This is a genomic window from Serratia sp. EWG9, from assembly GCF_019913725.1.
Lineage (GTDB): Bacteria > Pseudomonadota > Gammaproteobacteria > Enterobacterales > Enterobacteriaceae > Serratia > Serratia ureilytica.
This window is the reverse complement of record NZ_JADNRO010000015.1, coordinates 35,185-60,882: the sequence shown is the minus strand read 5'-3', so window position 1 is coordinate 60,882 and position 25,698 is coordinate 35,185. Positions and strand designations below refer to the sequence as shown.

At 61.5% G+C, this 25,698-nt stretch carries 20 protein-coding genes; 8 read left to right on the top strand and 12 right to left on the bottom strand.

The genetic code is table 11. The features are described 5' to 3' along the window. The first annotated feature begins 440 nt into the window (after positions 1–440). Positions 441–1,394 carry an aldo/keto reductase gene (locus ITX55_RS23405; protein WP_033644056.1) on the top strand — a complete coding sequence of 318 codons (954 nt, stop codon included), beginning with the start codon at positions 441–443 and terminating at the stop codon, positions 1,392–1,394. A gap of 61 nt (positions 1,395–1,455) precedes the next feature. Then, a complete protein-coding gene (locus tag ITX55_RS23400; RefSeq protein ID WP_197752461.1) occupies positions 1,456–2,073 on the top strand; it encodes a pyridoxamine 5'-phosphate oxidase family protein in 618 nt (205 codons plus the stop codon). Here ITX55_RS23400 and ITX55_RS23395 read toward each other — a convergent pair. After that, entirely contained in the window at positions 2,070–2,636 is a 567-nt protein-coding gene (locus ITX55_RS23395; protein ID WP_033651544.1) for a GNAT family N-acetyltransferase, read from the bottom strand. The two genes, ITX55_RS23400 and ITX55_RS23395, sit on opposite strands and share 4 nt — an antisense overlap. A 51-nt stretch (positions 2,637–2,687) precedes the next feature. Then, positions 2,688–4,040 (bottom strand): molecular chaperone, encoded by a 1,353-nt coding sequence (gene yegD / locus ITX55_RS23390; protein WP_033644053.1) that lies wholly within the window; start codon positions 4,038–4,040, stop codon positions 2,688–2,690. 271 nt (positions 4,041–4,311) lie between these two features. On the opposite strand from yegD, the gene ITX55_RS23385 reads away from it, so the two are divergent. The 3 genes from ITX55_RS23385 to alkA all read left to right on the top strand — a co-directional run bounded on the left by ITX55_RS23385 (position 4,312) and on the right by alkA (position 7,960). Next, the gene (locus ITX55_RS23385; RefSeq protein WP_223085415.1) at positions 4,312–5,322 is read left to right on the top strand and encodes an AraC family transcriptional regulator; all 1,011 of its coding nucleotides are present in this window, start codon (positions 4,312–4,314) and stop codon (positions 5,320–5,322) included. Positions 5,323–5,469: 147 nt separating this feature from the next. After that, entirely contained in the window at positions 5,470–6,309 is an 840-nt protein-coding gene (locus ITX55_RS23380) for an oxidoreductase (RefSeq protein ID WP_223085413.1), read from the top strand. A 160-nt stretch (positions 6,310–6,469) separates the two neighbouring features. Continuing rightward, positions 6,470–7,960, top strand: a complete 1,491-nt coding sequence (gene alkA / locus ITX55_RS23375; RefSeq protein WP_223085412.1) for a DNA-3-methyladenine glycosylase 2 — start codon at positions 6,470–6,472, stop codon at positions 7,958–7,960. A gap of 6 nt (positions 7,961–7,966) precedes the next feature. Here alkA and ITX55_RS23370 read toward each other — a convergent pair whose 3' ends face one another. From ITX55_RS23370 to ppk1, 6 genes are all read right to left on the bottom strand, one after another. Then, on the bottom strand, positions 7,967–8,320 hold the full coding sequence (locus ITX55_RS23370; protein WP_033644048.1) for a DNA-binding protein: 354 nt from the start codon (positions 8,318–8,320) through the stop codon (positions 7,967–7,969). 195 nt (positions 8,321–8,515) lie between these two features. Beyond that, positions 8,516–11,845: a diguanylate cyclase gene (locus tag ITX55_RS23365; RefSeq protein WP_197666694.1), complete on the bottom strand. Its 3,330-nt coding sequence runs from the start codon at positions 11,843–11,845 to the stop codon at positions 8,516–8,518. Positions 11,846–12,030: 185 nt separating this feature from the next. Next, positions 12,031–13,464 carry a magnesium transporter gene (mgtE, locus tag ITX55_RS23360; RefSeq protein WP_015378729.1) on the bottom strand — a complete coding sequence of 478 codons (1,434 nt, stop codon included), beginning with the start codon at positions 13,462–13,464 and terminating at the stop codon, positions 12,031–12,033. A 103-nt stretch (positions 13,465–13,567) separates the two neighbouring features. Then, positions 13,568–13,750 (bottom strand): YfgG family protein, encoded by a 183-nt coding sequence (locus tag ITX55_RS23355; RefSeq protein ID WP_004941600.1) that lies wholly within the window; start codon positions 13,748–13,750, stop codon positions 13,568–13,570. Positions 13,751–13,931: 181 nt separating this feature from the next. Next, positions 13,932–15,482, bottom strand: coding sequence for an exopolyphosphatase (ppx, locus tag ITX55_RS23350; RefSeq protein ID WP_033632396.1), 1,551 nt, complete (start codon positions 15,480–15,482; stop codon positions 13,932–13,934). A 10-nt stretch (positions 15,483–15,492) separates the two neighbouring features. Continuing rightward, on the bottom strand, positions 15,493–17,556 hold the full coding sequence (gene ppk1, locus ITX55_RS23345; RefSeq protein ID WP_033644044.1) for a polyphosphate kinase 1: 2,064 nt from the start codon (positions 17,554–17,556) through the stop codon (positions 15,493–15,495). 396 nt (positions 17,557–17,952) lie between these two features. Between ppk1 and ITX55_RS23340 the strand changes: the two genes are divergently transcribed. Genes ITX55_RS23340 through pstB form a run of 3 tightly spaced genes read left to right on the top strand, consistent with a single transcriptional unit; the run spans position 17,953 to position 22,611 of the window. Then, on the top strand, positions 17,953–20,124 hold the full coding sequence (locus ITX55_RS23340; protein WP_223085410.1) for an ABC transporter permease subunit: 2,172 nt from the start codon (positions 17,953–17,955) through the stop codon (positions 20,122–20,124). Continuing rightward, positions 20,121–21,770 carry a phosphate ABC transporter permease PstA gene (pstA, locus tag ITX55_RS23335; protein ID WP_033644042.1) on the top strand — a complete coding sequence of 550 codons (1,650 nt, stop codon included), beginning with the start codon at positions 20,121–20,123 and terminating at the stop codon, positions 21,768–21,770. The genes ITX55_RS23340 and pstA overlap by 4 nt, the downstream gene beginning before the upstream one ends. A 28-nt stretch (positions 21,771–21,798) precedes the next feature. Continuing rightward, positions 21,799–22,611, top strand: a complete 813-nt coding sequence (pstB, locus tag ITX55_RS23330) for a phosphate ABC transporter ATP-binding protein PstB (protein ID WP_004941613.1) — start codon at positions 21,799–21,801, stop codon at positions 22,609–22,611. Between the two features lie 280 nt (positions 22,612–22,891). Here pstB and ITX55_RS23325 read toward each other — a convergent pair whose 3' ends face one another. The 4 genes from ITX55_RS23325 to purM form a co-directional block, all read right to left on the bottom strand. Further along, positions 22,892–23,113, bottom strand: a complete 222-nt coding sequence (locus ITX55_RS23325; RefSeq protein WP_033651536.1) for a hypothetical protein — start codon at positions 23,111–23,113, stop codon at positions 22,892–22,894. Between the two features lie 201 nt (positions 23,114–23,314). Next, on the bottom strand, positions 23,315–23,866 hold the full coding sequence (gene speG / locus ITX55_RS23320) for a spermidine N1-acetyltransferase (protein ID WP_033644040.1): 552 nt from the start codon (positions 23,864–23,866) through the stop codon (positions 23,315–23,317). A 113-nt stretch (positions 23,867–23,979) separates the two neighbouring features. Then, on the bottom strand, positions 23,980–24,618 hold the full coding sequence (purN, locus tag ITX55_RS23315; RefSeq protein ID WP_033644022.1) for a phosphoribosylglycinamide formyltransferase: 639 nt from the start codon (positions 24,616–24,618) through the stop codon (positions 23,980–23,982). Next, positions 24,618–25,655, bottom strand: a complete 1,038-nt coding sequence (gene purM / locus ITX55_RS23310; protein WP_025303843.1) for a phosphoribosylformylglycinamidine cyclo-ligase — start codon at positions 25,653–25,655, stop codon at positions 24,618–24,620. Before purM ends, purN begins: the two co-directional genes overlap by 1 nt. Positions 25,656–25,698: the final 43 nt, after the last annotated feature.

Here is a 25,698-nt window from a genome sequence, read left to right as displayed (position 1 = left end):
CGCCGCGCGACCGGCCCCCGCTTTGCCGCCGGCCTGCTGCGCGCCCGGGGCCGTGCCGGCCGGCGGTTGAGCGGCGTTAAAATAACGCCAGGCGAAGACGGCGGCGATGACCAGGATGGCCGCAACCAGCAGGCGCGGCATCAGGGAACGGCGTTGGGGTTTTGCATTCATGGCGGCGAAAATTCTCTCCAAAAGGCAGGGGTGCGGGCACTCATTGCCACAAAAATGACACTCCTTACAGGATACTAGTTTAGCCAGCGGGGACGGCATAAAAATGAAGGAAATATGGAGGAACCGTCAGCATTGTCCTAATAAGTGGGTGATTTGAGCGTGCTATGTTTATAAGTGATTTGTTTCAGCTTATAGCCAATCCGTTTTAGCGTTCTATCCTGGTTGGCGCTAATAATTAACCCGCGAATCTTTTCCCACAGGAGCAGGTGATGAGCAACAGAGAATTGGGCCGCTCAGGCATTCAGGTGCCGGCGTTGACCTTTGGCGGCAATGTGTTCGGTTGGACGGCGGATCAAGCGACCTCGTTCAGCCTGCTGGATGCGCTGGTGGACAATCAGCTCAACTTTATCGATACCGCCGACGTTTATTCCAGCTGGGCGCCGGGCAACCGGGGCGGCGAATCGGAAACCGTCATCGGCGAATGGCTGAAGAAGAGCGGCAAGCGCGATCAGGTGATCATCGCCACCAAGGTGGGTAAACCGATGGGCGAAGGCAAACAGGGTCTGTCGCCGCGCTATATTCAGCAGGCGGTGGAAGATTCGCTGCGGCGCCTGCAAACCGATTATATCGATCTTTATCAGTCGCATGACGATGACCGCGATACGCCGCTGGAAGAGACGCTGGCGGCGTTCGATGCGTTGATTAAGGCCGGCAAGGTGCGGGCGATCGGCGCCTCCAACTATCAGGCGGATCGCCTGGAAGAAGCGCTGCGGGTGAGCGAGAGCAACGGATTGGCGCGCTACGAAACCCTGCAGCCGGAATACAATCTGTATGCGCGCGAAGGGTATGAAGCCGAGCTGGAGGGGGTGGCGCAGCGCCATGGCCTCGGGGTGATCAACTTCTTCGCGCTGGCCAGCGGCTTTCTGACCGGCAAATACCGCAGCAAAGCGGATGAGGGCAAAAGTCAGCGCGGCGATCGTATCGTCGAACGCTACCTGAACCCGCGCGGTTTCCGCATCCTGGCGGCGCTGGATCAGGTGGCGGGCAAACACGGCGTCTCTGCGGCGCAGGTCTCGCTGGCCTGGCTGATCGCGCGTCCGAGCATCACCGCGCCGATCGTCAGCGCCACCTCGTTGTCGCAGCTGGATGAGTTGGTCAGCGCCACGCGTCTGACGCTGGATGCGGACGACATTCAGACGCTGAACCACGCCAGCGCCGAGTAAGAGCCGCCGGCGATTTTGCTCTATGCTGAAGGGGTCAATATGACTCATTCAGGAAACTGCAATGTCTGGCGATATCATCAACGACCTCGCGGCGCTGGAACAGCTGTACGGCAAGCCCGCCGCGCCCTCGGTTTTTAAAGAAGTCAGCTACATCCACCCGGCTTACCGTCCGTTTATCGAGGCGGCGCCGTTCGCCGCCCTCTCGACGGTGGGGCCGGACGGCATGGACGTCTCGCCGCGCGGCGATCCGGCCGGTTTCATTCATATCGAAGACGAGAAAACCCTGCTGTTGCCGGATCGGCGCGGCAATAACCGCATCGACAGCCTGCGCAATATCCTGCACGACAACCGGGTGGCGCTGCTGCTGCTGATCCCCGGCATCGGCGAAACGCTGCGGATTAACGGGCGGGCGGAGATCGTGGTGGCGCCGGCGGTGTTGCAGCGTTTCGCCCACCGCAACCAGCTGCCGCGTTCGGTGCTGCGCATTCGGGTGGAGGCGGTGTTCTTCCAGTGCAGCCGGGCGATCTTGCGTTCGGGGTTATGGGAAGAGGCCAGCCGCCTGCAGCGTTCGGCGCTGCCCAGCCCCGGCCATATTTTGGCTGCGGTGAGCCAAACGCGCTTCGACGGTGAGGAGTACGACAGCGCGCTGCCGCAGCGGCTGAAGGATACGCTGTATTAATCGCCGTGGCGTTCGCGCCACGTTTGTCGGTTCAGCCGGTACAAGACGTGCTTTTGCAGCGGATGGCCCGCCGGCAGACGCGGGTGCAGGAAGGTTTCGCCGTCGAAGCGCATACCGATGCGCGTCATCACCCGGCGCGACGGCTGGTTATCTTCGGCGGTGAAGGACACCACTTCCGGCAAATGCAGCGTGTCGAAGGCGCACGCCAGCGCGGCGCGCGCCGCCTCAGCGGCGTAGCCGTTGCCCCAGTGGGCCGCCGCCAACCGCCAGCCGATCTCCACGCAGGGGGAGCAAGGCAGATCGTCGCCCGGCCGCGCCAGCCCGACAAAACCGATAAAAGGCGCGCCGCTTTTCACTTCCACCGCCCACAGCCCCCAGCCGTGCTGTTGCAGGAAGGCGCGGATGCGTTCGGCCTGCGCGCGGCTTTCCTCGGCCGTCATCGTCGCCGGGAAATAGCGCATGACCTGCGGATCGGCGTTGAGCGCGGCGAAGGCCGGCAGGTCGTCGTCGCGCCAGGGGCGCAGCCGCAGCCTGGCGCTGTCGAGGGTAAGGATGGTCGACATGATGCATAGCCTCCAATGAACAAGGGCGCGGCGAGCCGCGCCCGCGGGCTGTCAACGGAACAGCGTTTGCGCCCAGCGCGCCAGCCCGGCGGTGACCGAGCCGAAGTCGTTGCCGCCGACGATCGGAATGCCCGGCAGCTGCTGTTGCAGCGCGGCGCGCAGCAGCGGCGAACGCGCGCTGCCGCCGGTCAGGTAGATCACCTGCGGCGCGGTCTGGCTGCTGGCCAGCGCGGCGCTGACCTGCTCCTGAATGCGCATCAACGGCTGCGAGATGGCGTCGGCGAGCTGATCCTGGCTGATGTTCTCCGCCAGATCGGCCTGCACGAAATTGAGCGGCGCGCTGATGGCCGTTTGGCCGGACAGGGCGATCTTACTCTCTTCGGCCGCCCGCACCAATCGATAGCTCAGGCGCTGCTGGTACACTTTCAGCAGGCGCTTGACCTTTTCCGGCTCCGCCGCGTCGAGGATCAGATCGCGCAGCACGCGGCCGTTGGCGGCGCTGTAGAAATCGTTTTGCGCCGGCACATCGTTGGTCGCCACCGCGTTCCAGTAAGGCAGCGCCGGCAGGGCGATGCCTTTCGCGGTTTCGCCGCCCAGGCCGAACAGCGGCATCAGCTGCTTGAAGGCCAGCATGATGTCCAGATCGTTACCGCCGACCCGGCAGCCGCTGTGGCCCAGCAGGCTCTGCTGGCGATCGGCGCGGTTGCGCCACTGCGGCCCCATCAGCAGCACCGAGCAGTCGGTGGTGCCGCCGCCGATGTCCACCACCAGCACGGTTTGCTCTTCGCTCAGCGTCGCTTCGAAGTCCAGCCCCGCCGCCACCGGCTCGAACTGGAATTCAATGTCCTTGAAACCGGCGCGTTCGGCGGCGCGTTGCAGAATGCCCTGCGCCTGCCGGTTGGCTTCGTCGCCGCCGATGCCCTGGAAGTTGATCGGCCGGCCGATCACCGCCTGATCGATGCCGGTTTGCAGCACATTTTCCGCCTGGCGTTTGATGTGGAACATCATGGCGCACACCAGGTCTTCGAACAGCGCGATCTGCTGTGGTTTCAGGCCGTTGGCGCCGAGGAAGGACTTCGGCGAGCGCACGAAGTACACCTCTTCCGGATCTTCCATATAGTGCGCCAGCGCCTGCAGGCCGAACAGCACGCTGTCGCCGTTGACCGGAATGTCTTCTTCGCGGTTGTAACTGATGGCGCGGCGCAGCAGCTGCTGGTTTTCTTCGCTGCCGGTCGGGATCTGCCAATGGCGGTGCAGGCATTCGCTCACCGCTTCGCGGGTCGGCGCGCACAGCATCGAAGGCAGATAGGGCGCGTTGTTTTCCAGCGTCAACAGCTCGGGGCCGTGGTCGCGCATCACTGCAACGGAACAGTTGGCTGTCCCGTAATCGAATCCAATAAACATCTCTTTTTTGTCCCCATGCCAATGAAGGGGGGCGACTTTACCCGAGACGGGGCCGGCGGGCAATGCGCCAATGCGCGAGTGTCGAAAAATTTAGCGGGCGCGGCGGCGTGCACGAACTTTCTCAGTGCGGATAACGCTCAAACCGCAGCAATGGCACAGTCGGCTATGAAAATGGCGTGCTTCGCCCATCAAGACGCACGCCATTTCTTTATACTCAACAGGTATTCCGAGCGGGGAATGCCTTTCCCTATGACTCTGTGATGAGGATTTCATGACGCGCAACTCGACCTTTCTCATGAATATCGGCTGGAGAACCCTGCTGAAAGATCTGGGGCTCCAGCCGACGGATGTTTTACGCCGGGCTGCATTGCCTGAAGATCTGTTGTCACGCACCGCTGAAGGGATCACTACGGAAGAATATTTCCGCTTCTGGCGCGCGATGGAGGAAGGAACGGGCGACCCGTTGTTTCCGTTGAAAATCGTTGCGCTGATGTCAACGGAATCGTTTGACCCTCCGATATTCGCCGCCCTGTGCAGCGCCAATCTGGCGCAAGCTGTCCAGCGGTTAGCGAAATACAAGCAACTTACGGCGCCGATGAGCCTGGAGCTCGCCATCGGCCCTGAAGGCGAAATGACGATTTTACCCCGCTGGCTGTTGGCGGAGGAGGCAGTACCGGCGTCTTTGCTGGTGGCTGAGCTGGCATTTTATGTTCGGTTGGCGCAGCTTGCCACGCGCGAACCGGTAAAAGCGAGCCGTATCACCTTGCCTGAACTGCCGCCTGCAGCCCTTTCACGCCCCTTGGCAGCCTTCTTCGGCTGCGCGGTAACGCCTGGGGCAGGGCCGGGCATTACTTTCTCCTCCGCAGATGCCTTGCGTCCCTTTTTGACTGTGAATGAGGGCATGTGGCGCGTTTTCGAACCCGAGCTGCGTCGTCGCCTCAGTGAACTGGACGCCACGGCAACCACCGGAGAGCGCGTTTGTGCGGTGCTGCTGGAGTTGATTCCCAGCAATACCGCCGGCATCGACGCGGTGGCGGCAAGATTGGGCATGAGCCGCCGGACGCTGCAGCGGCGTCTGGAAGATGAGGGCGAGAGTTTTCGTTCGCTGAGCAACGGCACCCGGGAAAAATTGGCGCGCCACTATCTTAAGCATTCGACCCTTACCAGCGGAGAGATTGCCTTTTTGCTCGGTTTTGAAGAGCCGAACTCTTTCTTCCGCGCCTTTCACGAATGGACAGGGCAAACGCCGGAAGCGGCTCGCCAGGCGATGCGGCTGAATTAGCCGAGAGGCGCTGTTCACGTTGGCGCATTCTGCGAGTTGATTGGCGCGGTTCGACATGGTTGCGGCAGGGCCCGTCGCTTAAAGTGGACAACATACAGACTGCGCAGGCAGTCGCCAACGCAATCATCCTAATAAGGAGCAGTCAGTATGAAGTCCAAAGTGATCCTGGTGACCGGCGCCTCGTCCGGTATTGGCGAAGCCACCGCCGTCACGTTAAAGCAGCGCGGGCATACCGTTTATGCGGCCGCCCGCCGGGTTGAACGCATGCAGGCTCTGGCTGCCGCCGGCATTCACGTTTTGCCGTTGGACGTCACCGACGATGCTTCCATGGCGCAGGCGGTAAAGACCATCATCGCCGAAACGGGGCGTATCGATGTGTTGGTCAATAACGCCGGTTACGGCTCCTATGGCGCTATTGAAGACGTTTCTGCGGATGAGGCTCGCGCTCAATTTGATGTGAATGTGTTCGGTGCGGTTCGGCTGACGCAGCTGATTTTGCCGCACATGCGAGCGCAGCGCTCCGGCACCGTCATCAATATTACGTCGATGGGCGGGAAAATACATACGCCGCTGGGCGGATGGTATCACGGCACCAAATTCGCCTTGGAGGCCATCAGCGACTGTTTGCGCATGGAGGTGCAACCTTTCGGCATCGACGTCGTGGTGATCGAACCCGGCGGCATCCAGAGTGAATGGGCGGATATCGCCGCGGAAAAACTGATCGGCGTTTCCGGCCAGAGCGAGTACGCCGCTCAGGCTCACGCTGTCGCCCACGCCATGGTCAGCGACGCCAGCAAGAAACGGCAATCGCCGCCGAGCGTGATTGCCGATACGATCGCCAAAGCCGTCGTCGCCCATCGTCCGAAAACGCGCTATGCCGTGGGGTTTGGCGCGAAACCGCTGATTTTTCTGCGGCGCTTGTTGTCCGATCGCGCCTTCGATGGGCTGATGCGCCGGGCATTGGGGGTACCGCGCCAGGGGCAATAAGTCGTCGGGCAGCGGGGCTTTATGTCGGTGGCGGTGAAATGGTGCGTCTGAACGCTGTTCAGACGCATAATCATTAAAGACAATCGCTAATCTGGACGGTGGGAAGGTACGTAACTTAATGTCCGAATTCCGCACGTCAGCGCGCTAGCCGAGTCCCATAATGCAGAAAAAACCGAACCCGAGCGTTGCCATGAATACTCAACAGCAAGCGTTGTACGACGCGCTGCGCGCGCGTGACCGCAAATTCGACGGCCGTTTTTTCGTCGGCGTCTCTTCCACCGGCATCTATTGTCGCCCGGTGTGCAGCGCCCGCACGCCAAAGCTGGAAAACTGCACCTTTTATCCGAGCGCGGCGGCGGCTGAACTGGCGGGGTTTCGCCCCTGCCTCAAATGCCGACCGGAACTGGCGCCCGGCCTGGCGCTGATCGATCTGGGCAACCGCTATGCCCAGGTAGCGGTGCAGCTCATCGAGCAGGGGTATCTGTCCGAACACAGTTGCGAAGCGCTGGCGGCGCGGCTGGGCATTTCCGATCGCCATCTGCGGCGCATCTTCGCCGAACAGTTTGGCGCCTCGCCGATCGATTACGCGCAGTCGCACCGGTTGCTACAGGCCAAGCGCCTGCTGGCGGACACCGATCTGCCGCTCAGCGAGGTGGCGTTCGCCGCCGGTTTCGGCAGCCTGCGGCGTTTCAACGAGCTGTTCAAGGCGCGTTACCGCCTGATCCCGTCGGCGCTGCGCAGCGGCGGCGCGCGCGGTGAACGGGCCGCCGCCAGCGGGTTGGTGTTTCACCTGGGCTATCGGCCGCCCTATGACTGGGAGCGCATGCTGAATTTCTTGCAGGCGCGCGCCGTGCAGGGCGTGGAGCGGGTCGAGGGGCGCCGCTACCTGCGCTCGATCGCCGTCAGTCAGGGCGGCACGGAACACCGCGGCTGGCTCAGCGTGCAGCCGGAAGAGGCGCGCAATCGGGTTCGGGTCGAGATTGCGCCGACGCTCAGTCTGGTGACGACGGAGGTGTTGCGCCGGGTGCGCCTGCTGTTTGATCTGGACGCCGCGCCGGATCGCATCAATGCGGCGCTGGGCTCGCTGGCGGCCGATGCGCCGGGGCTGCGCCTGCCGGGCTGCGTGAACAGTTTCGAGCAGGCGGCGCGTGCGGTGCTGGGGCAGTTGGTCAGCGTGAAAATGGCGGCGACCTTCGCCGGGCGGATGGCCGAACGCTGGGGCGAAGCGCTGGCGACGCCGCATGAGGGCATCACCCACGTTTTCCCCACAGCAGAACGGGTGGCGCAGCTGCAGCCTGAAGAACTGCGCCCGCTCGGGGTGCAAGTGAAGCGCGCGGCGGCGCTGATCGAGATCGCCCGCGCGCTGGGGGAAGGACGGCTGCAGCTCGACAACGTGCTGGATATCGAACAGGGCATCAAGGCGCTGACCGCGCTGCCGGGTATCGGCAGCTGGACCGCCAGCTATATCGCGATGCGCGCCTGGTCGTGGCCGGACGTGTTCCTGGCCGGCGACTACCTGATCAAACAGCGTTTCCCCGGCATGACGCCGCGCCAGATTGAACGCTACGCCGAGCGCTGGCGCCCGTGGCGCTCTTACGCCACGCTGCATCTGTGGCACAACGGCGGCTGGGCGCCGGAAGCGGAGAGTTGAACGCGGCTAGCGGGGAGACTCGATCAGCTGCAGCAGGCGGCTCATGCCTTCACGCATCAGGAACGCCAGCAGCTTTTCCCGTTCGGCCGGCGTGAGGTGATAGTAATACTCGATCCAGACCCGTACCGGATCCTGACGTTTGACGTCGTAATCCGGATGGTCGGTTTCGCGCAACGCTGACAGGCTGCGCGCGCCGAACGGCAGACTGTCGATATGGTATTCCAGCGCTTTGCCCTGTACGCCGCTGCGGCGGCGACTGACCCAGCCTTCGCGCCGGGCCATCAAATTGACCCCTTGCGGGGTTGAGGGCAACCCCGCCTTACCCATCAGTTCCCTGGCGGAAAACCATTTCTTTTCCATAGTCCCTTGTCTCTGAGCCATCACCTGTCGAGGAAAATCAACGGATACGTCGATGTTCGCATGGGGATTTCATCTTACTTAATCGTTTAAGCTTCAGGTGTTATTTATATCACTAATCTTGTCTTGGTTAATATCATGTAACGAACGAGATGCGAGGCGCCGCCCGGGAGACGGCGCCTGAGTGGGGGGAGAGGGTTAACGGATGCCGAAATAGCCGTCGCTGAGCAACACCGCCAGCGGCTGCTCCAGCGCCACCTGGTCGCCGTCCGCCAGATCGACGCCAATGTCGCGCAGCGCCTGCAGCGTCACCGGCTGGTGAGCCGGTCCGGCGAAGGTCTGCGCTTTAATGCGATGCGCCGCGCCGTTGAGCATCGAGACCATCAGCTCGTCCATCTGGTTGCAGTGCACGTTGGTGATAAAGCGCTCATCGATGCGAATGATGTCGATCCTCTGATCGCTGAGCTCATCGAACGCATTGATGTTATGCCCGAAGCCGTTGACGATCAGCCGGCAGCCCTGCTGCTGCAGTTCGCGGAGAAATGCCCGACACTGCGCGGCGTGCTCCAGTATCGCGGCCTCATCGACGCTGAACAGCAGCGCCTGCGGCGGCAGCGAGGAAGCGCGCACCGTTTCAGTCAGGTAGCGCTGGAAGTCGGCGCTCAGCAGGCTGTCGATGGCCAGCGGCAGCGCGAGCGACAGCCCTTTGCGTTTGATGTCGTCGGCATATTTCACCAGCAGTTGCGCCGCCGTCCAGCGGTCGATGTCCGGCATCAGGCCGTACAGCTGCGCGGCGGCGATGAACGCCTCGTGCGACAGCGGGCGGTCGTCCGGCGCCATCACCTGCAGCTTCACCTGGTGAAACGCGGCCGACAGCGGCGTCGCCGGCGGCGCGACCGCGTGAGTCAGCAGCCGCAGTTGCCCCTCGCTGATGATCGTCTGCACTTCCTGCAGGCTCAGCACCTCGTGCTGCCGCTCCAGCAGCTGTTTCTGCCGCGTTTCGTACAGATAAACCTGGCCGCGCCCCTGGTGCTTGGCGGTGTAGCAGGCGATATCGGCCTGCGCCAGCAGTTCGCTGCTTTTGGCGTCGGCGCTGATGCGCGTGATGCCGGCGCTGGCGCCGACGCGGTAAATCTTCCCTTCCCAGTAGAACGGGTGCTGGCTGATTTGATTAACCACTTGCTGCACCAGCGATTTGGCCTGTTCCAGCCGGCAGTCGTACAGGATCAGACCGAACTCGTCGCCGCCCAGCCGGGCCAGGCAATCGCTATGGCGCAGCTGATGCCGCATCAGCTGGGCGATGTCCCGCAGCAGGGCATCGCCCGCCGCATGGCCGGCGGTGTCGTTCACCGCCTTGAACCGATCCAGATCGAGGAACACCAGTGAATGCGGCGATGACGGTTCCCCGCCGGCGACGATCGCCGCTTTCAGCTGTTTCTCGAAGCGGGTGCGGTTCGGCAATCCGGTCAGCGCATCGTGCGAGGCGCTGTAGCTGAGTTTTTTCATCAGTTCGCGCGAGGCGGTGACGTCCTGCAGCACCATCACCGCACCCATGGTTTCCCCGTCGAGGGTTTTCAGCGGTGAGACCGACTGCTGTACGTCGAAATAACGCCCGTCGCGGCTGTGCAGCACCAGCGCATAATCCGCCGGCCATTGCCGTGGGTATTGCGTGAGGTTTTCGATTTCCGGGCCGTCTTTGCCGTTGGTCAGGCGCACCACGCCGGCGACGGGCATACCGATCGCCAATTCGAGCGGCCAGCCGCACATCTGTTCCGCCACCGGATTCATAAAGGTGATGCGCAGGTGGCTGTCGGTGGAGATCACCCCTTCGCCGATGGCGTCGAGGGTGATGTGCAGGCGCTCTTTCTCTTCGTGCAGCGCCTCGGCGAGGCTCTTGAGCTCGGTCATGTCGATATTGGTGCCGATCAGGCGCAGCGGCCGGCCCCGATCGTCGAGGATCACGTTGCCCTGGCCGCGGATATGGCGCACTTTGCCGCTGCGCGTAGTGATGCGAAACTCCATGATGAATGGCCGCGGCTGCGCCAGGATCTCGGCCAGCTCGCGATCGGTGCGCTCGCGATCTTCCGGCACCAGCAGGGTGCGCCACAACGCCAGCGTCGGCGTTTGGTCGGGGGTGAGATCGTAGAGTTCGAACATGCGCTGATCCCAGGTGAAGTTTTCCTGGCTCATCACCCATTCCCAGATGCCGACGCCGCCCACCTGGTTGGCCAGCGTGATGCGCTCCACCAACCGGTTGTTCTCCGCCTCGCTGCGCTTAAGGTCGCTGATGTCCTCCACCTGAGAGATGAAGTACAACGGCCGGCCTTCGCCGTCGCGCACCAGCGAGACCGCCAGCAGCGCCCAAACCGTCTGGCCGTCGCTGCGGATATAGCGCTTCTCCATGGTGTAGCTGCTGATATGGCCGTCGAGCAGTTCGTGCAGTTGGGTCAGGTCGGCGTTCAGATCGTCCGGGTGGGTGATCTCTTGAAAGGTCAGGCGATAAAGTCTTTCGGGCGGATAGCCGAGCAGCTTGCACAGCGCCTGGTTAACCTGCAGCCATTTGCCCTCCGGCGACACCAGCGCCATGCCGATGGCGGAATACTCCAGCGCGCTGCGAAAGCGGCTTTCGCTCTCGACGATATGTTGCTTTTCCACCCGGAAGGTGTGCATCACCATCGCCATGGCGTGCGCCGGGATCAGGATCAGCAACATCGGCAGATAGAGGCCGAGTTCGCCCAGGAAAGTGTGCTGGGAAGACTGAAGGCGCAGCAGGCCCAGCGACAGCAGGACGGTGATCAGCAAGAGAGTGCAGAAACAGACGGTGAAGGTTTCGAAGCGCGACAGCGCGATAGCCGCCCACAGCAGCGGCAGGATGACGAAGGTAAAGGGGAAGGGCAGATGTGTCAGCGCCAGATAGCTGAAGGCCAGCGAGCCCATCAGGGTCAATAGCAGCGGATACGGATTCAGCCCGGCCAACAGGCGGCGGTGATAGGTGAGCCCGAGCGGCGCCAGCGACAGCACCCCTATCGCCTCAGAGATGAACCAGGTGCCGAACGATTGCCAAAACGTTTGGTCCGGCGTGGGCGTCAGTCCGGCGGCCAGCAGCGCGCTGAACAATGGGGTAAATATCACCGCGCAGACCACGAAGCGCAGCCAACAGCCCAGATCGCTCAGCGGATCGATCGCCGGCAGCGTGCGGCGCAGCAGCAGAGCGCAGACTGCCGCTTCCAGCAGGTTGATGGCGGCCAGCTTGACGGGAATGGCGCTGAGGCCGAACAGCAGAAAGCTGGCGAGCACGATGCCTGTGCCGCTGGCCAGCAGCGGTAAACCCCAATGACGCGGGGGATGGCGATACAGCACGGCGATCGCGGCGGCAGTCGGGAACCACAGCGGCGTGAAGTGATGAGCCTCACTGGATAACGACAGGCTCAGCAAGGCGAGCAAAAATGTCGCCAGCGCCACGAACAGAGAATGTGTCAGCATAACGCCTTTGTGTGTGCCGAACGCGTTCGGCGCGCTGATATCCATAGACATCCTTACCGATGACCTCTGCCTGTGATTGGATTCATGACGTGGATGAATCAAGATGATTTATTGAAAAAGGGTAGTACAGCGCGGGAGGAAAACCTACCGGGAGGGCCGACTTTACTGCGTTAGCGCAAACCCGGCGACAGAATGACGAAAAAGCCGGCGCGGGGCCGGCTTTGAGCGTCTTACAGCAGGAACAGGGTGGCGAGGCCGAGGAAGATGAAGAAGCCGCCGGTATCGGTCAGCGCGGTGATGAGCACGCTCGAGCCGACCGCCGGGTCGCGGCCCAGTTTGAGCATGGTCATCGGGATCACCACGCCCATCAGCGCCGCCAGCAGCAGGTTGAGCAGCATCGCCAACGTCATCACGCCGCCCATCGCCGCGTCGCCGTACAGCAGCCAGGTGATCACGCCCATGATGCCGCCCCACACCACGCCGTTGATGATGGCGACGCCCAGCTCTCTGAGCATCAGGCGCGAGATGTTGCCGACTTCAATCTGGTGCAGCGCCAGCGCGCGCACGATCATGGTGATGGTCTGGTTGCCGGTGTTGCCGCCGATGCCGGCGACGATCGGCATCAGCGCCGCCAGCGCTACCAGCTGGGAAATGGTGTGCTCGAACAGGCCGATCACTCGCGAGGCGACGAATGCGGTGCAGAGGTTGATCGCCAGCCAGGCCCAGCGGGTTTTGACCGCTTTGCTGACCGGGGCGAACACGTCTTCTTCCGGGCTTAAACCGCCCATGCGGCGCAGGTTGGTGTCGCTCTCTTCGTTGACGGCGTCGACGATCTCTTCGATGGTCAGGCGGCCCATCAGTTTGCCTTTGGCGTCAACCACCGGGGCGCTGATCAGGTCATAACGTTCGAACGCGCCGGCCGCTTCATCGGCCTTGTCCTCAGGCTGAAAGGTGGCGGGGTCGCTGTCCATCACTTCGCGTACCGGGATTTCCGGGTCGTTCAGCAGCACCGCGGTGAGCGGCAGTTCGCCCAGCAGGGTGTTTTTGCGATCGGTGACGAACAGTTTATCGGTGGCGTCGGGAATGGTTTTGCGCATGCGCAAAAAACGGTGCACCGCGCCGAGCGTGACGTCCGGCCGCACCGTCACCAGTTCGAAATCCATCATCCAGCCGACGCTGTCTTTGGCGTACTGGCTCATCTCGCGCACCTGAGCGCGCTGCTCCGGCTCCAGCGAGGTCAGCAACCGGCCCATCAGGTTACGCGGCAGGTATTGCGCCAGATAGGCCTGTTCGTCCACGTCCAGCGTTTTGATCGCTTTGAGCAGGTCTTTATCGCTCATTTCTTCGATCAGGCTGTCCCAGACCGGTTCGGCGACTTCCACCAGCGTCTGGCCGCGCTTGCTGTTGCCCACCAGCCGCCACAGCGCCATGCGCTCGTCCTGCGGCAGCGCTTCCAGCAGGTCCGCCAGGTCGGCGGCGTGCATGTCGTCAAGCAGGCCGGTAATTTCCGCCGTTTGGTTCAGCAGTTCGCTTTGGCTGAGGGCGTGTTCATCCCCTGGCCGGCCGAGAATGCCGTCGACCAATTCCTTATTGTTCAACAACAGAGTGAGAATGCGCTGGCGGTGTTCAGCGACTTTTTTGACGTTATGGGTTGCGGCTGACATGGTGTTCCTTAACGGGCGCTCGGCGTTCCTGACGCAGGCTCATTAAAAGATAGAGCATAGCGAGTGCCGGAGTCATTTTTATGAAACGGACGGGGCGCGGCGGTTATTCAGAGGAGGCGTCCTGTTGCGGCGCGCTGACTTCGGCGGCGTTTTGCGCAGCGGCCTGCTTTTTTTCCTGATGATGAGGCACCGCCACCACGGCGGCGTACAGCAGTCGGCCGACTAAAATGATAAAGCTGATAAACAACACTATCTTCGTCATCTGTCCGGTGGTTTTCTTGCGCATATATCACCCGGTATGCCGGTGTCCTGTGTTATTCGCTCGAGAATTTGTAACCGGATTTTAGGCGCTGATGACAAAAGTTGTCCATTTTTTTCCGGCGAGCGGCGCGCCGTATTAGGGTTTCGTTTAGGTTGGCGGAGCGGGGGCGGAAAGAAAAACCCCCTGGCTGGCAGGGGGCGGAGGATCAGGCGGAGCGCTGTTCGTCTTGCGAACCTTCTTCGTCGATCAGCAGCTTCCAGCCGACGACGTCGTTCCAGTAGGCCTGCTCGCGCTCGAAGTCCAACTGCACCAGGTTGTTTTGCGCCAGGTAGCCGGCCGGGAAGCGCAGCGTCCAGTGGTTGTCGTCGGTGGTCAGGCGCAGCGTTTCCGGTGTGGTGGTCGACTGGCGCTGGTTGTTGAGCAGTGTGCTCAGACGCAGCAGTTGGATCAGCGGCAGGTAGTGTTTCTTTTTGAACAGGTTGAGGCGCGGCAGCTCTTCCAGCTTGATCGCCTTGCGGTGGAAACGCACCAACGCCGCCAACAGCAGCTGCTGTTCCTGGTTAAAGCCAGGTAGATTGGAGTTTTGCAGAATGTAGGCCGAATGGCGATGCATGCCGCTGTGGTTGATGCTCAGGCCCACTTCGTGCAGCATGGCGGCCCATTTCAGCAGGGCTTCCAATTGCGGATGCACCAGCTTGGTGTTTTGTGCCATCCACTGCGAATAGAGCAGTTCGGTGGTTTCCAGCACTCGCTTGGCCTGTTCGCGGTCGATGTTGTAGTGATCGGCCAGGCTTTTGGCGGTGCGGCTGCGGATGTCCTGGTGGCGGAAGCGGCCTTCCATTTCATACAGCACGCCTTCGCGCAGCGCACCGTCAGACAGGCGCAGATCGCGGATCGCCAGCGCATCGAACACGCCGCACAGAATAGCCAGCCCCGGCACGAACACCGATTGGCGATCTTCCGACAGCCCCGGCAGGCTCAGTGAGCTGAAGCTTTTGAACTGCAGCACCTGTTCGGCGAGCATTTCCAGGCGTTCGAGGGTGATCAGACCGTCTTTTTCGCCCATCGCCACCAGCACTTCGTGGGCGGCCTTGATGGTGCCCGAGGCGCCCAGCGCGTACTGCCAGCCCTGAATGCGGTACTGCCAGGCCAGCGTTTCCAGCTTCTGCGCCGCCGCCAGCCGCGCGCGGCGGAAGTTGTTTTTGCTGATCTCGCCGCCGGGGAAGAACAGCTGGGCGAAGCTGACGCAGCCCATGCGGCGGCTTTCCGCCAGCAGCGGCTCGAAGTCTTCGCCGATCACCAGCTCGGTCGAGCCGCCGCCGATGTCGATCACCAGCTTGCGGCCTTTCTCCGGTTGAGTGTGCTCCACGCCCATGAAGATCAGGCGCGCTTCTTCCTGGCCGGCGATGATTTCGATCGGGTAGGGGATCACTTTGGCGGCGCGCTTGAGGAACACTTCGGCGTTCACCGCCTGGCGCAGGGTGTGGGTCCCGACGATGGTGACGTTATCCGCCGGGAAGCCCTGCAGCCGTTCGGCAAACAGCGCCAGGCAGGCCAGGCCGCGTTCTATCGCCTCTTCACTGAGTACGTTGTTGCTGTCCAATCCGTCGGCGAGGTGCACCCGCTGTTTTAAACGGCCCAATACCTGTAAGGCGCCGTTGACGACGCGGGCGATCACCATGTGGAAACTGTTCGACCCGAGGTCGATGGCGGCGATTTCCTGCGGTTTGTTCGTTGCAGTGTTTTTTAGCGGCATAGTTGCTGGCCTACTGTCCTGGTTGTTCCAGAGCTTTTAAATACTCGTAAATAGCCACCTGGGCGCGCACTTTGCGGCGGTTGCCGCGCGGCACGTACTGGTTGCTCAGTTCTTTATCCACATAACGGGCCTTGACCGTATCGCTGAACAGGATCTCCAGAATGTCCAGAACGCGCTGTTTCAGCGCCGGATCCAGCAGCGATACCGCCACTTCGATACGGTAATCTATGTTGCGGGTCATCCAGTCGGCGGAGGACAGATACACCCGTTTGTCACCTTTGTTGTCGAAAACGTAAACCCGATCGTGTTCCAAAAAGCGATCGACGATGCTGATCACCTGAATATTGTCGCTGATCCCCGGCAGGTTGGGAATCAGGGAACACATGCCCCGCACCAGCAGGCGGATCTTCACGCCGGCGCCGGACGCGGTATATAACCGATCTACCAGCCCTTTATCCACCAGATTATTTATTTTCAACATAATGCCGGCCTGTTCCCCGGCCTGGGCGTTGGCGATTTCGTTGTCGATCAGCTCATACAGCTTCAGGCGCGAGTTCTGCGGCGACACCATCAGGTTGTCGAAGGTGACCGGCCGGTAGGGGTTCTCGATAAAGTTGAACACCCGGCGCACTTCGTTGGTGATGCGCGAGTCGGCGGTCAGCAGCGAATAGTCGGTATAGATGCGCGCGGTTTTTTCGTTAAAGTTGCCGGTGCCGATATGAGCATAGCGCACAATTTCATCGCCTTCACGGCGCGAAATCAGGAACAGTTTGGCGTGGATTTTCAGCCCCGGCGCCGAGAAGATTACGTGTACGCCGGCTTCGGTCAGGCGCTTCGCCCAGTGAATGTTGGCCTCTTCGTCGAAGCGCGCCTGCAGCTCGACCACTACCGTGACCTTTTTGCCGTTGTGCGCGGCGTGGATCATCGATTCGATGATGCGCGAGTCTTTCGCCACGCGGTAGATGTTGATTTTGATCGCCAGCACGCTCGGATCGAACGACGCCTGGCGCAGCAGCTCCAGCACGTGCTCAAAGGTGTGGTACGGGTAGTAGAGCAGCACGTCTTTTTCGCGAATGGCGTCGAAGCCGTTGCGGAAACCGTCGAACCAGATGTGGCGCAGGCGCGGCAGCGGCTTGTTGACCAGATTGGCCTTGCCGACGTTCGGGAAGCTGATGAAGTCTTTAAAGTTGTGATAGCGGCCGCCGGCGATCACCGAATCGTAGTTGGAGATGCCCAGCTTGCCGCGCAGCAGTTCCACCATTTCGTTCGGCATGTCGCGCTGATAAACGAAGCGCACCGGTTCGGCGGTGAGGCGCTGTTTCAGGCTGGAGGACATCAGTTCCAGCAGGCTGGATTCCATTTCGGTCACCAGATCGTACTCGGCGTCGCGGGTCATCTTCATCGAATAGGCGTTGAGCGCGTCGTAGTCGAAGAAGCCTTTGAAAATCTCATCCAGGCAGTAACGCAGAATGTTGTCCAGCAGGATCATCGGCTTGCGGCGGCGCGGCGCTTCCGGCGGCAGATTGACGAAGCGCGGCACCTTGTCCGACGGGATTTCCAGCAACGCATAGTCGGTGCGCGCGCCGCGGATAATTTCCACCGCCAGATAGGTGTAATCGTCTTTCAGGAACTGCACCAGATTGGTGTCGTGGTTGATCAGGATCGGCGTGATGTGCTGGCGCAGATGCTGTTTGAAATACTGGCGCAGCCAGATTTGCTGGTTTTCGGACACCTGGCGTTCGTTGATCAGGAAGATCTGGTTGCGCGCCATTTCCAGCAGCAGATCGTTGTACAGGCCGTCGAATTCCTGATCGGTTTTCAGCACCTTGGCCTGGATCTTTTTCAGCAGGTGGCGCGAGGCGCCGGCGGAGCCCTGCTCTTCGCTGATCAGGATGCGGCGTTTGAGATCGGCGAAGCGGACTTTATAGAACTCGTCGAGGTTGTTGGAGTAAATGCCCAGAAAACGCATTCGTTCAATCAGGGGATTGCTCTTATCTGCGGCTTCCTGCAACACGCGCTCATTAAAGGATAACCAGCTTAGTTCTTTTTCGATGTAGAGCTTTTCCTGACCCATTGCCACTCCAGTTCAATTTTAGAATAGGATCCGGGACGCAGCGCCCGGATGCCGCTCTAGTGTCCTTCATCATTATTGCGAGAGATTGACAGGAAAGTCCAACATATCCATTGCGTTGGCGCGCGGCGTTTTTCGCCGACAATAAATTTTCCCCGCGGCGGGATGCCCGGCAGTGAAACGATCAGCATGAAATGACGGTTAGCAGGCTTATTCTTGGCGTTATAAAGCGTGTTTATGGTCATTTTTCAGCAATATATCAAATTCATATTGTCTTTTGGCAGTGTAAAAAACCTGGGTTGATTCGGGTAACTTTGTCATGCAAACGTCATAAAACTGACATAAGATGCCCGGTTATCTTACGGCGTAAGCCCGATTACATCAGCGACAGCGAGACACATGACACAGACGACGGCAAATCAACATCCCCGAGATCGCCTGCGCGGGCGCATCGACCGCGGCGTGCAGGCGGCAGTGACCGCCTGCGGGCTGATGGTGCTGATGACGTTGATGCTGATCTTCGTTTATCTGCTGTTTGCGGTGCTGCCGCTGTTCAAACCGGCCTCGCTTGGGCAGGCTCAGCCGCTGCCGATTGCGGCGTCTTCCCCGGCGCTGGCGCTGGGCATGGACGTGCAGCAGCGCGTCGGTTATCGCATCGATGCGCAGGGCTCGGGGCAATTTTATCGTCTGTCGCCGGCGCCGAGCGGCCAGGCCCAGACACCGCTGGCGCAGCAAACGCTGCTGGCCAAACCGGCGCTGCTCGCGCAGGCCGCCGGAGAGCGCGATCTGTTTGCACTGGCGCAGGCCGACGGCCGGTTGGTGGTGGCGCGCGCGGATTTCGCCACGGCGGAAAACGGCCGGCCACAGTGGCTGTTCCCGCTCGGGCAACCGCCGCTGGCGCTGGATCCGCAGCGCAAGCCGCTGAAGCTGTTGTCGCTGGCGGACGCGCATCGCGGGCAGTATCTGCTGGCCGGGGTGACCGACGATCGGCGGCTGGTGTTCGGCCGTTTCAGCCCGGATCGGCCGCCGCAGTTCAGCGAACGTCCGCTGGAACACGACGCAGAGCAGTTGGTGCTGACGCCGGATGGCCGCCAGCTTTACCTGCTGGCGGGCAACCGGCTGGCGCGTTACCAGATAGACGGCGCGCAGCTGCAGCTGCGTGAAACGCGCACCTTGGGCGAACACGCCCCGTACCAGATGACGGCGCTGCCCGGCGGCAGCGCGCTGCTGATCAAGGGCGCCGACGGCAACCTGCGCGAGTGGTTCGAGGTGGAAAAAGAGCAGCGCTGGCGACTGACGCCGGTGCAGCATTTCGACCACGGCGCCGACCGGCAGGAGCTGACGGTGGCTGAACCTTATCGCCGGGTGTTCGCCACCCTGCGGCCCGATGGCGGCTTCTCGTTATTCTCCACGATCCAATCCCAGCCGCTGCTGAATACCCGTTTGGGCGCCGAGGTGCGGCAAATGGCGTTCGCGCCGCGCGGCGATGGCCTGCTGCTGGAGAGCGCGCAGGGCTGGCAGCGCTATGCGCTCGACAACCCGTATCCGGACGTCACCTGGCGTTCGCTGTGGGGCAAGGTGTGGTACGAGAACTACCCGCAGCCGGCCTATGTCTGGCAGTCCACCTCTGGCGAAGACAGCTACCAACCTAAATTCAGCCTGATGCCGGTGATCTTCGGCACCTTCAAGGCGGCGGCTTACGCGATGCTGTTCGCCATCCCACTGGCGTTGGCCGGCGCCATCTATACCGCTTACTTTATGACGCCGGGGCTGCGGCGAGTGATCAAACCGGCTATCGAAGTGATGGGCGCGCTGCCGACGGTGGTGATCGGGCTAGTGGCCGGCATCTGGCTGGCGCCGATCATCGAGCAGTATCTGTTGGCGGTACTGGCGTTGCCGCTGCTGCTGGCGGCGGCGGTGCTGCTGTGCGGCGCGTTGACCCATCGCTTTATGCCGCGCTGCCGGCCGGGCGTCGATCTGCTGTTGCTGTTGCCGCTGCTGGCGTTGACGGTGTGGCTGGCGTTCAGCCTGGGGCCGTGGCTGGAGGTGGCGCTGTTCGGTGAGCCGCTGCATTTCTGGCTGGGGGATAATTATGACCAGCGCAATGCGCTGGTGGTGGGCGTGGCGATGGGGTTCGCGCTGGTGCCGATCATCTTCTCGCTGGCGGAGGACGCGCTGTTCAGCGTGCCGGCCACCCTGAGCCAGGGCTCTTTGGCGCTGGGCGCCACCCAATGGCAGACGGTGATCAAGGTGGTGCTGCCATCCGCCAGCGCCGGCATTTTCTCCGCGCTGATGATCGGCTTTGGCCGCGCGGTGGGAGAAACCATGATCGTGCTGATGGCCACCGGCAACACGCCGATTATCGACGGCAGCCTGTTCCAGGGGCTGCGAGCGCTGGCGGCCAATATCGCCATCGAAATGCCGGAGGCGGTTTCCGGCAGCAGCCATTACCGCGTGCTGTTCCTGACTGCGCTGGTGCTGTTTGTCTTCACCTTCGTGTTCAACACGCTGGCGGAGGCGGTGCGCCTGCGGCTGCGCAAGCGCTACACGCCGAATCAGGAGGCGCCATGAAAAACTGGGTGAAGAGCGGGTCACCGTGGGTGTGGCTGACCGCCGGTTCGGTCGCCGTCAGCCTGCTGGCGCTGATCGGCATTTTGTTGCTGCTGGCCGGGCAGGGGATGCGCTATTTCTGGCCGAGCCCGGTTTATCAGTTCGAACTGAATCAGAACGGCGCCGGGCCGGTGACGGTGATCGGCGAGTTGTACCAGCAACAAAGCATTTCCCGGCGCCAGCTGGCTGAGGCGGGCGTCACGCCGCCGGGCGAGGCGCAGAACGTCGAACGTTATCTGATTAAGGTCGGCAACCGCGAGCGCGAGGGGCAGGATTTCCGCACCTTGCTGGCCAGCGATATCCGCAGCCAAAGCACGCCGCGCAGCCTGCTGGTGCTGGAACGCGACAGCCACGGCACCGCTTACGGCTATCTGGCGGGGCTGCTGGAAGACGGGCAACCGCTGACCGGCCGCAATCTGGGGCAGGCGTTGCAGCAGCGCCTGCCGCAAATCGCCGCGCTCTCACGCCAGGCGCACGACATTCAATTCCGCGACATGGCGCGCATCAATCAGCAGTTTGACGCGCTGCGGCTGCGGGAAAAGCGCCTGCAGCGCGACGATAAGCTGGACGCCCGCGCGCAAGACGCCATCAAGGCCGAACGGCTGGAGCTGCAGCGGCAGTATCAGCTGTTGTCCGAACGTCTGGCGGGGCTGAACCGCGATCGCCAGCGCGACGCGTTGCTGCTGCGCGACATGCACGGGCAGACGTTGACCATTCCGCTCAGCCAGGTGCGCGATGCCTGGTACCCGAACGCCATGAGCACCTCCGAGAAGCTGGCGCACTGGGGCGAGCAGGTGAAGAAGTTTCTCATCGACAGCCCGCGTGAGGCGAATACCGAGGGCGGGGTGTTCCCAGCCATTTTCGGCACGGTGTTGATGGTGATCCTGATGTCGATCGTGGTGATGCCGTTTGGCGTGATCGCGGCGGTGTATCTGCACGAATATGCCGGCAACAATCTGCTGACGCGGGTGATCCGCATCGCGGTGGTCAATCTGGCCGGCGTGCCCTCGATCGTCTACGGCGTCTTCGGCCTTGGCTTTTTCGTTTATATGATAGGCGGCACGCTCGATCAGCTGTTCTACCCTGAATCTTTGCCCAACCCGACCTTCGGCACGCCCGGCGTGCTGTGGGCGGCGCTGACGCTGGCGCTGCTGACGCTGCCGGTGGTGATCGTCGCCACCGAGGAAGGGCTGTCGCGCATACCCACTTCGCTGCGGCAGGGCTCGATGGCGCTGGGCGCCAGCCGGGCCGAGACGCTGTGGCGCATCGTGCTGCCGATGGCTGCGCCGGCGATGATGACCGGCTTGATTCTGGCGGTGGCGCGCGCCGCCGGGGAGACCGCGCCGCTGATGCTGGTGGGGGTAGTGAAATCGGTGCCGGTGCTGCCGGTGGACGAGATTTTCCCGTATCTGCACCTGGAGCGGAAGTTTATGCATTTAAGCTTCCAGATCTACGATATGGCATTCCAGAGCCCGAGCGTAGAGGCGGCCCGGCCGCTAGTGTTCGCCACCGCCTTCCTGCTGGTGACGATCGTGGTGAGTTTGAATCTGGCGGCGATGGGCATCCGCCATTCGCTGAGGGAGCGGTACCGAGCATGGTCGCAGTAACAATGACGCTATTTTTGGGGAGTGCGTAATGGGTTTGATGACGCCAGGCAGTTTGCCCCGGCTGGATGTCCAGCATCTCGACGATGAACAGACCGCGCTGGCGGTCAACGGCCTGAACCTGTTTTATGGTGACAAACAGGTGCTGCACGATATCTCGCTGCGTATCCCGAAACACCGGGTGACGGCCCTGATAGGCCCTTCGGGCTGCGGCAAATCGACGCTGCTGCGCTGTTTCAACCGCATGAACGATCTGGTGGACAACTGCCGCATCGAGGGCGAACTGCAGCTGAACGGCGCGGCGATCTCCGGCGCGCAGATCGACGTGGCGGCGCTGCGGCGGCGGGTGGGCATGGTGTTCCAGCGGCCGAACCCGTTCCCGAAATCGATCTATGAAAACGTGGTGTACGGCCTGCGCCTGCAGGGCGTGCGCGACCGGCGCTTGCTGGATGAAGCGGTGGAGCGTTCGCTGCGCGCCGCCGCGCTGTGGCATGAGGTGAAGGACCGGCTGCGCGAAAACGCCTTCCGCTTGTCCAGCGGCCAACAGCAGCGCCTGGTGATCGCGCGTGCCATCGCCATCGAGCCGGAAGTGCTGTTGCTCGACGAGCCGACCTCGGCGTTGGATCCGATCTCCACGCTGACCATCGAAGAGTTGATTTCCGCGCTGAAGCAGCGCTATAGCGTGGTGCTGGTGACGCACAACATGCAGCAAGCGGCGCGCGTCTCCGACTACACCGCCTTTATTCATCAGGGGCGGCTGGTGGAATACAACGACACCGACGCCATTTTCACGTCGCCGCGCCAGCGCCGCACCGAGGATTATATTACCGGGCGGTATGGGTGAGGGGAGAGCGACGGAGGTTTTCGCTCCGTCGCTGGCGATGGCCGTTACAGTCGGCCTGCGTCTGCTGTTTTATTTTACCCGCGCATTAAGCCGGCATGAATTAAGGCATGGCATAAGTCTGATTGCCGGCGAGTTTGTTTTATTCATTTTTCATCATGTGGAATTCAATCCATTCTCTGCAATTTATTATCAACCACAATTATGTTGTCGGTGATGATCAATATCATTGCTCATGTCGATAATGGCTGTGGCGGGCTCGGCGGTGCTGAAATGGTAATCCTTAATGCGCGCGGCCTTTAGCCGTAACCCGCAATACCAACCCCACCAGCAACAACGCAGCGCCCGAGGCATAGAGCGGGAACCAGCGCGTCCACCAGAGCGGGGAAAACAGCGGGGTGCTGTTGGGATCTGCAGGCGCGTAGCCGCTATAGGTATTTAGACCGGCGGCGATGGCGAGCATCGCCAGGCCGATAAAAAGCAGCAGGTTTGAGACGGTCGTCATGGCATTTTTCCTTTGTAGAGGCAGAGGGTAACTCTTACTATCACTATTAATTATTTTTCGATTAATTATATTGGAGAATATTATTTATTTTCGTATTCATCAGGTTGTTTCCTGACGATAAAATAGCATGCCTTAATACTAGCCACTTATTTCCCAATAAAAAACCCGCCTGGGCGGGTTTTCTCTTTTTCTCGCTAGCAGTCACTTCACCAGCGGCTTATCGCCCGGCGTTTTGAACTTCGCCAGATATTGCGGCTGGAAGATGCACATGCGCAGCACGGTGCGGTATTCGCCGTTGACGAAGAACTCGTCGATCAGCTCGCCTTCCACGTTAAAGCCCAGCTTGCTGTAGATGTGGATCGCCTTCGGGTTCTCCTTGTCGACGATCAGGTACAGCTTGTACAGGTTCAGCACCGAGAAGCCGTAGTCCATCGCCAGGCGGGCGGCGGTGCTGGCGTAGCCTTTGCCCTGGTGGGCGGGATCGATGATGATCTGGAATTCTGCGCGGCGGTGGATGTGATCGATCTCCACCAGTTCCACCAGGCCGACCTTGGCGCCTTCGTGCTCGATGATAAAGCGGCGCTCGCTCTGATCGTGGATGTGTTTGTCGTAGAGATCGGAAAGCTCGACAAAGGCTTCGTAGGGTTCTTCAAACCAATAGCGCATAACGCTGGCGTTGTTGTCCATCTGGTGGACGAACGACAGATCGTCCCGTTCCAATGGGCGTAACCTGACGCTGGCAGTGCTGGACATGTGGGCTCCTCTGTGCCGTGAAATTGTGCAAAGTATAACTTCACAGAATGGATGAAGGCGAAAAAAAACGGCGCCGCGTGGGCGCCGTTTAGGCAAGGTTCAGGCTGCGCGCATCAGTCGGCGGCGTGGCCCTGCGCCGGCAGGCGTTCGCCGTCCAGCCAGGCGGCGCCGTCGCGCATCGCCAGGCGGCCGTCGACGAACCAGCTCACCACCAGTGGATAGATCGTGTGTTCCTGGGTTTGCACCCGTTCAACCACGTCATCCTCCTCGTCGTCAGCGAAAATCGGCACCTTGGCTTGTAAAATCACCGGGCCGCCGTCGAGCTGTTCGGTCACGAAGTGCACCGAGGTGCCGTGTTCGCTGTCGCCGTTGTCGATGGCCTGACGATGTGTATGCAGCCCCGGGTATTTCGGCAGCAGGGAAGGGTGGATGTTCAGCATGCGGCCGGCATAGCGCTGCACGAACTGCGGGCTGAGGATACGCATGTAGCCGGCCAGCACCACCAGATCGGGCTGGTACTGGTCGATGGCGTCCGCCAACGCGGCGTCGAACGCCGTGCGATCGGCGTAGGCCTTGGCATCCAGCGCCTGGGCGGCGATGCCCGCCGCTTCGGCGCGTTGCAGGCCATATGCCTGCGCCTTGTTGCTGAACACCGCCACGATTTCGGCGGCGATGCGGCCCTGCTGGCAGGCGTCAATCAGCGCCTGGAGATTGCTCCCCTGGCCGGAGACCAACACCACGATCTTTTTCATCAGTTGATGACCACTTGTTGTTCGTCGGAAGAGGCGGTCAGTTTACCGATTTTCCACGCTTTTTCACCTGCCGCGGTCAGCAGCGCGATGGCCGCTTCCACTTCGGCTTCCGGCAGGGCGATGACCATGCCTACGCCGCAGTTGAAGGTGCGATACATTTCATGACGGCTGACGTTACCGGCCTGCTGCAGCCAGGTGAACACCGCCGGCCACTGCCAGCTGGCTTCGTCGATCACCGCTTGCATGCCTTCCGGCAGCACGCGTGGAATGTTTTCCCAGAAGCCGCCGCCGGTGAGGTGAGCGATGGCGTGTACGTCAGCCTTCTCGATCAGCTCCAGCACGGACTTCACGTAAATCTTGGTCGGCGCCAGCAGGTGGTCGGCCAGCGGTTTGCCTTCCAGCTGAGTGGCGGTCGGATCGGTGTTGCTCACTTCCAGGATTTTGCGCACCAGCGAGTAGCCGTTGGAGTGCGGGCCGGAAGCGCCCAGGGCGATCAGCGCATCGCCGGACTGCACTTTGCTGCCGTCAATGATCTCGGATTTTTCGACCACGCCGACGCAGAAACCGGCCACGTCGTAGTCTTCGCCGTGGTACATGCCCGGCATTTCAGCGGTTTCGCCGCCCACCAGCGCACAGCCGGACTGTTTGCAGCCCTCGGCGATGCCGGTGATCACGCTGGCCGCGGTGTCCACATCCAGCTTGCCGGTCGCGTAGTAGTCGAGGAAGAACAGCGGCTCGGCGCCCTGAACCACCAGATCGTTGACGCACATCGCCACCAGATCGATGCCGATGGTGTCGTGGCGTTTCAGATCCATCGCCAGACGCAGCTTGGTGCCCACGCCGTCGGTACCGGAAACCAGCACCGGCTCGCGGTATTTCTGCGGCAACGCACACAGGGCGCCAAACCCGCCCAGACCGCCCATCACTTCCGGGCGACGGGTCTGTTTAACTACACCTTTGATGCGATCTACCAATGCGTTGCCTGCATCGATATCGACACCTGCGTCTTTATAGCTGAGAGAGGTTTTGTCGGTCACTGCGCGATTCCCCACGACGATTTGCGGTTTGAAAACTGTGCTT

Coding starts and splice junctions, on each gene's coding strand:
- ITX55_RS23405 (WP_033644056.1), top strand. CDS start 441: ATGAGCAACAGAGAATTGGGCCGCTCAGGCATTCAGGTGCCGGCGTTG.
- ITX55_RS23400 (WP_197752461.1), top strand. CDS start 1,456: ATGTCTGGCGATATCATCAACGACCTCGCGGCGCTGGAACAGCTGTAC.
- ITX55_RS23395 (WP_033651544.1), bottom strand. CDS start 2,636: ATGTCGACCATCCTTACCCTCGACAGCGCCAGGCTGCGGCTGCGCCCC.
- yegD (WP_033644053.1), bottom strand. CDS start 4,040: ATGTTTATTGGATTCGATTACGGGACAGCCAACTGTTCCGTTGCAGTG.
- ITX55_RS23385 (WP_223085415.1), top strand. CDS start 4,312: ATGACGCGCAACTCGACCTTTCTCATGAATATCGGCTGGAGAACCCTG.
- ITX55_RS23380 (WP_223085413.1), top strand. CDS start 5,470: ATGAAGTCCAAAGTGATCCTGGTGACCGGCGCCTCGTCCGGTATTGGC.
- alkA (WP_223085412.1), top strand. CDS start 6,470: ATGCAGAAAAAACCGAACCCGAGCGTTGCCATGAATACTCAACAGCAA.
- ITX55_RS23370 (WP_033644048.1), bottom strand. CDS start 8,320: ATGGAAAAGAAATGGTTTTCCGCCAGGGAACTGATGGGTAAGGCGGGG.
- ITX55_RS23365 (WP_197666694.1), bottom strand. CDS start 11,845: ATGGATATCAGCGCGCCGAACGCGTTCGGCACACACAAAGGCGTTATG.
- mgtE (WP_015378729.1), bottom strand. CDS start 13,464: ATGTCAGCCGCAACCCATAACGTCAAAAAAGTCGCTGAACACCGCCAG.
- ITX55_RS23355 (WP_004941600.1), bottom strand. CDS start 13,750: ATGCGCAAGAAAACCACCGGACAGATGACGAAGATAGTGTTGTTTATC.
- ppx (WP_033632396.1), bottom strand. CDS start 15,482: ATGCCGCTAAAAAACACTGCAACGAACAAACCGCAGGAAATCGCCGCC.
- ppk1 (WP_033644044.1), bottom strand. CDS start 17,556: ATGGGTCAGGAAAAGCTCTACATCGAAAAAGAACTAAGCTGGTTATCC.
- ITX55_RS23340 (WP_223085410.1), top strand. CDS start 17,953: ATGACACAGACGACGGCAAATCAACATCCCCGAGATCGCCTGCGCGGG.
- pstA (WP_033644042.1), top strand. CDS start 20,121: ATGAAAAACTGGGTGAAGAGCGGGTCACCGTGGGTGTGGCTGACCGCC.
- pstB (WP_004941613.1), top strand. CDS start 21,799: ATGGGTTTGATGACGCCAGGCAGTTTGCCCCGGCTGGATGTCCAGCAT.
- ITX55_RS23325 (WP_033651536.1), bottom strand. CDS start 23,113: ATGACGACCGTCTCAAACCTGCTGCTTTTTATCGGCCTGGCGATGCTC.
- speG (WP_033644040.1), bottom strand. CDS start 23,866: ATGTCCAGCACTGCCAGCGTCAGGTTACGCCCATTGGAACGGGACGAT.
- purN (WP_033644022.1), bottom strand. CDS start 24,618: ATGAAAAAGATCGTGGTGTTGGTCTCCGGCCAGGGGAGCAATCTCCAG.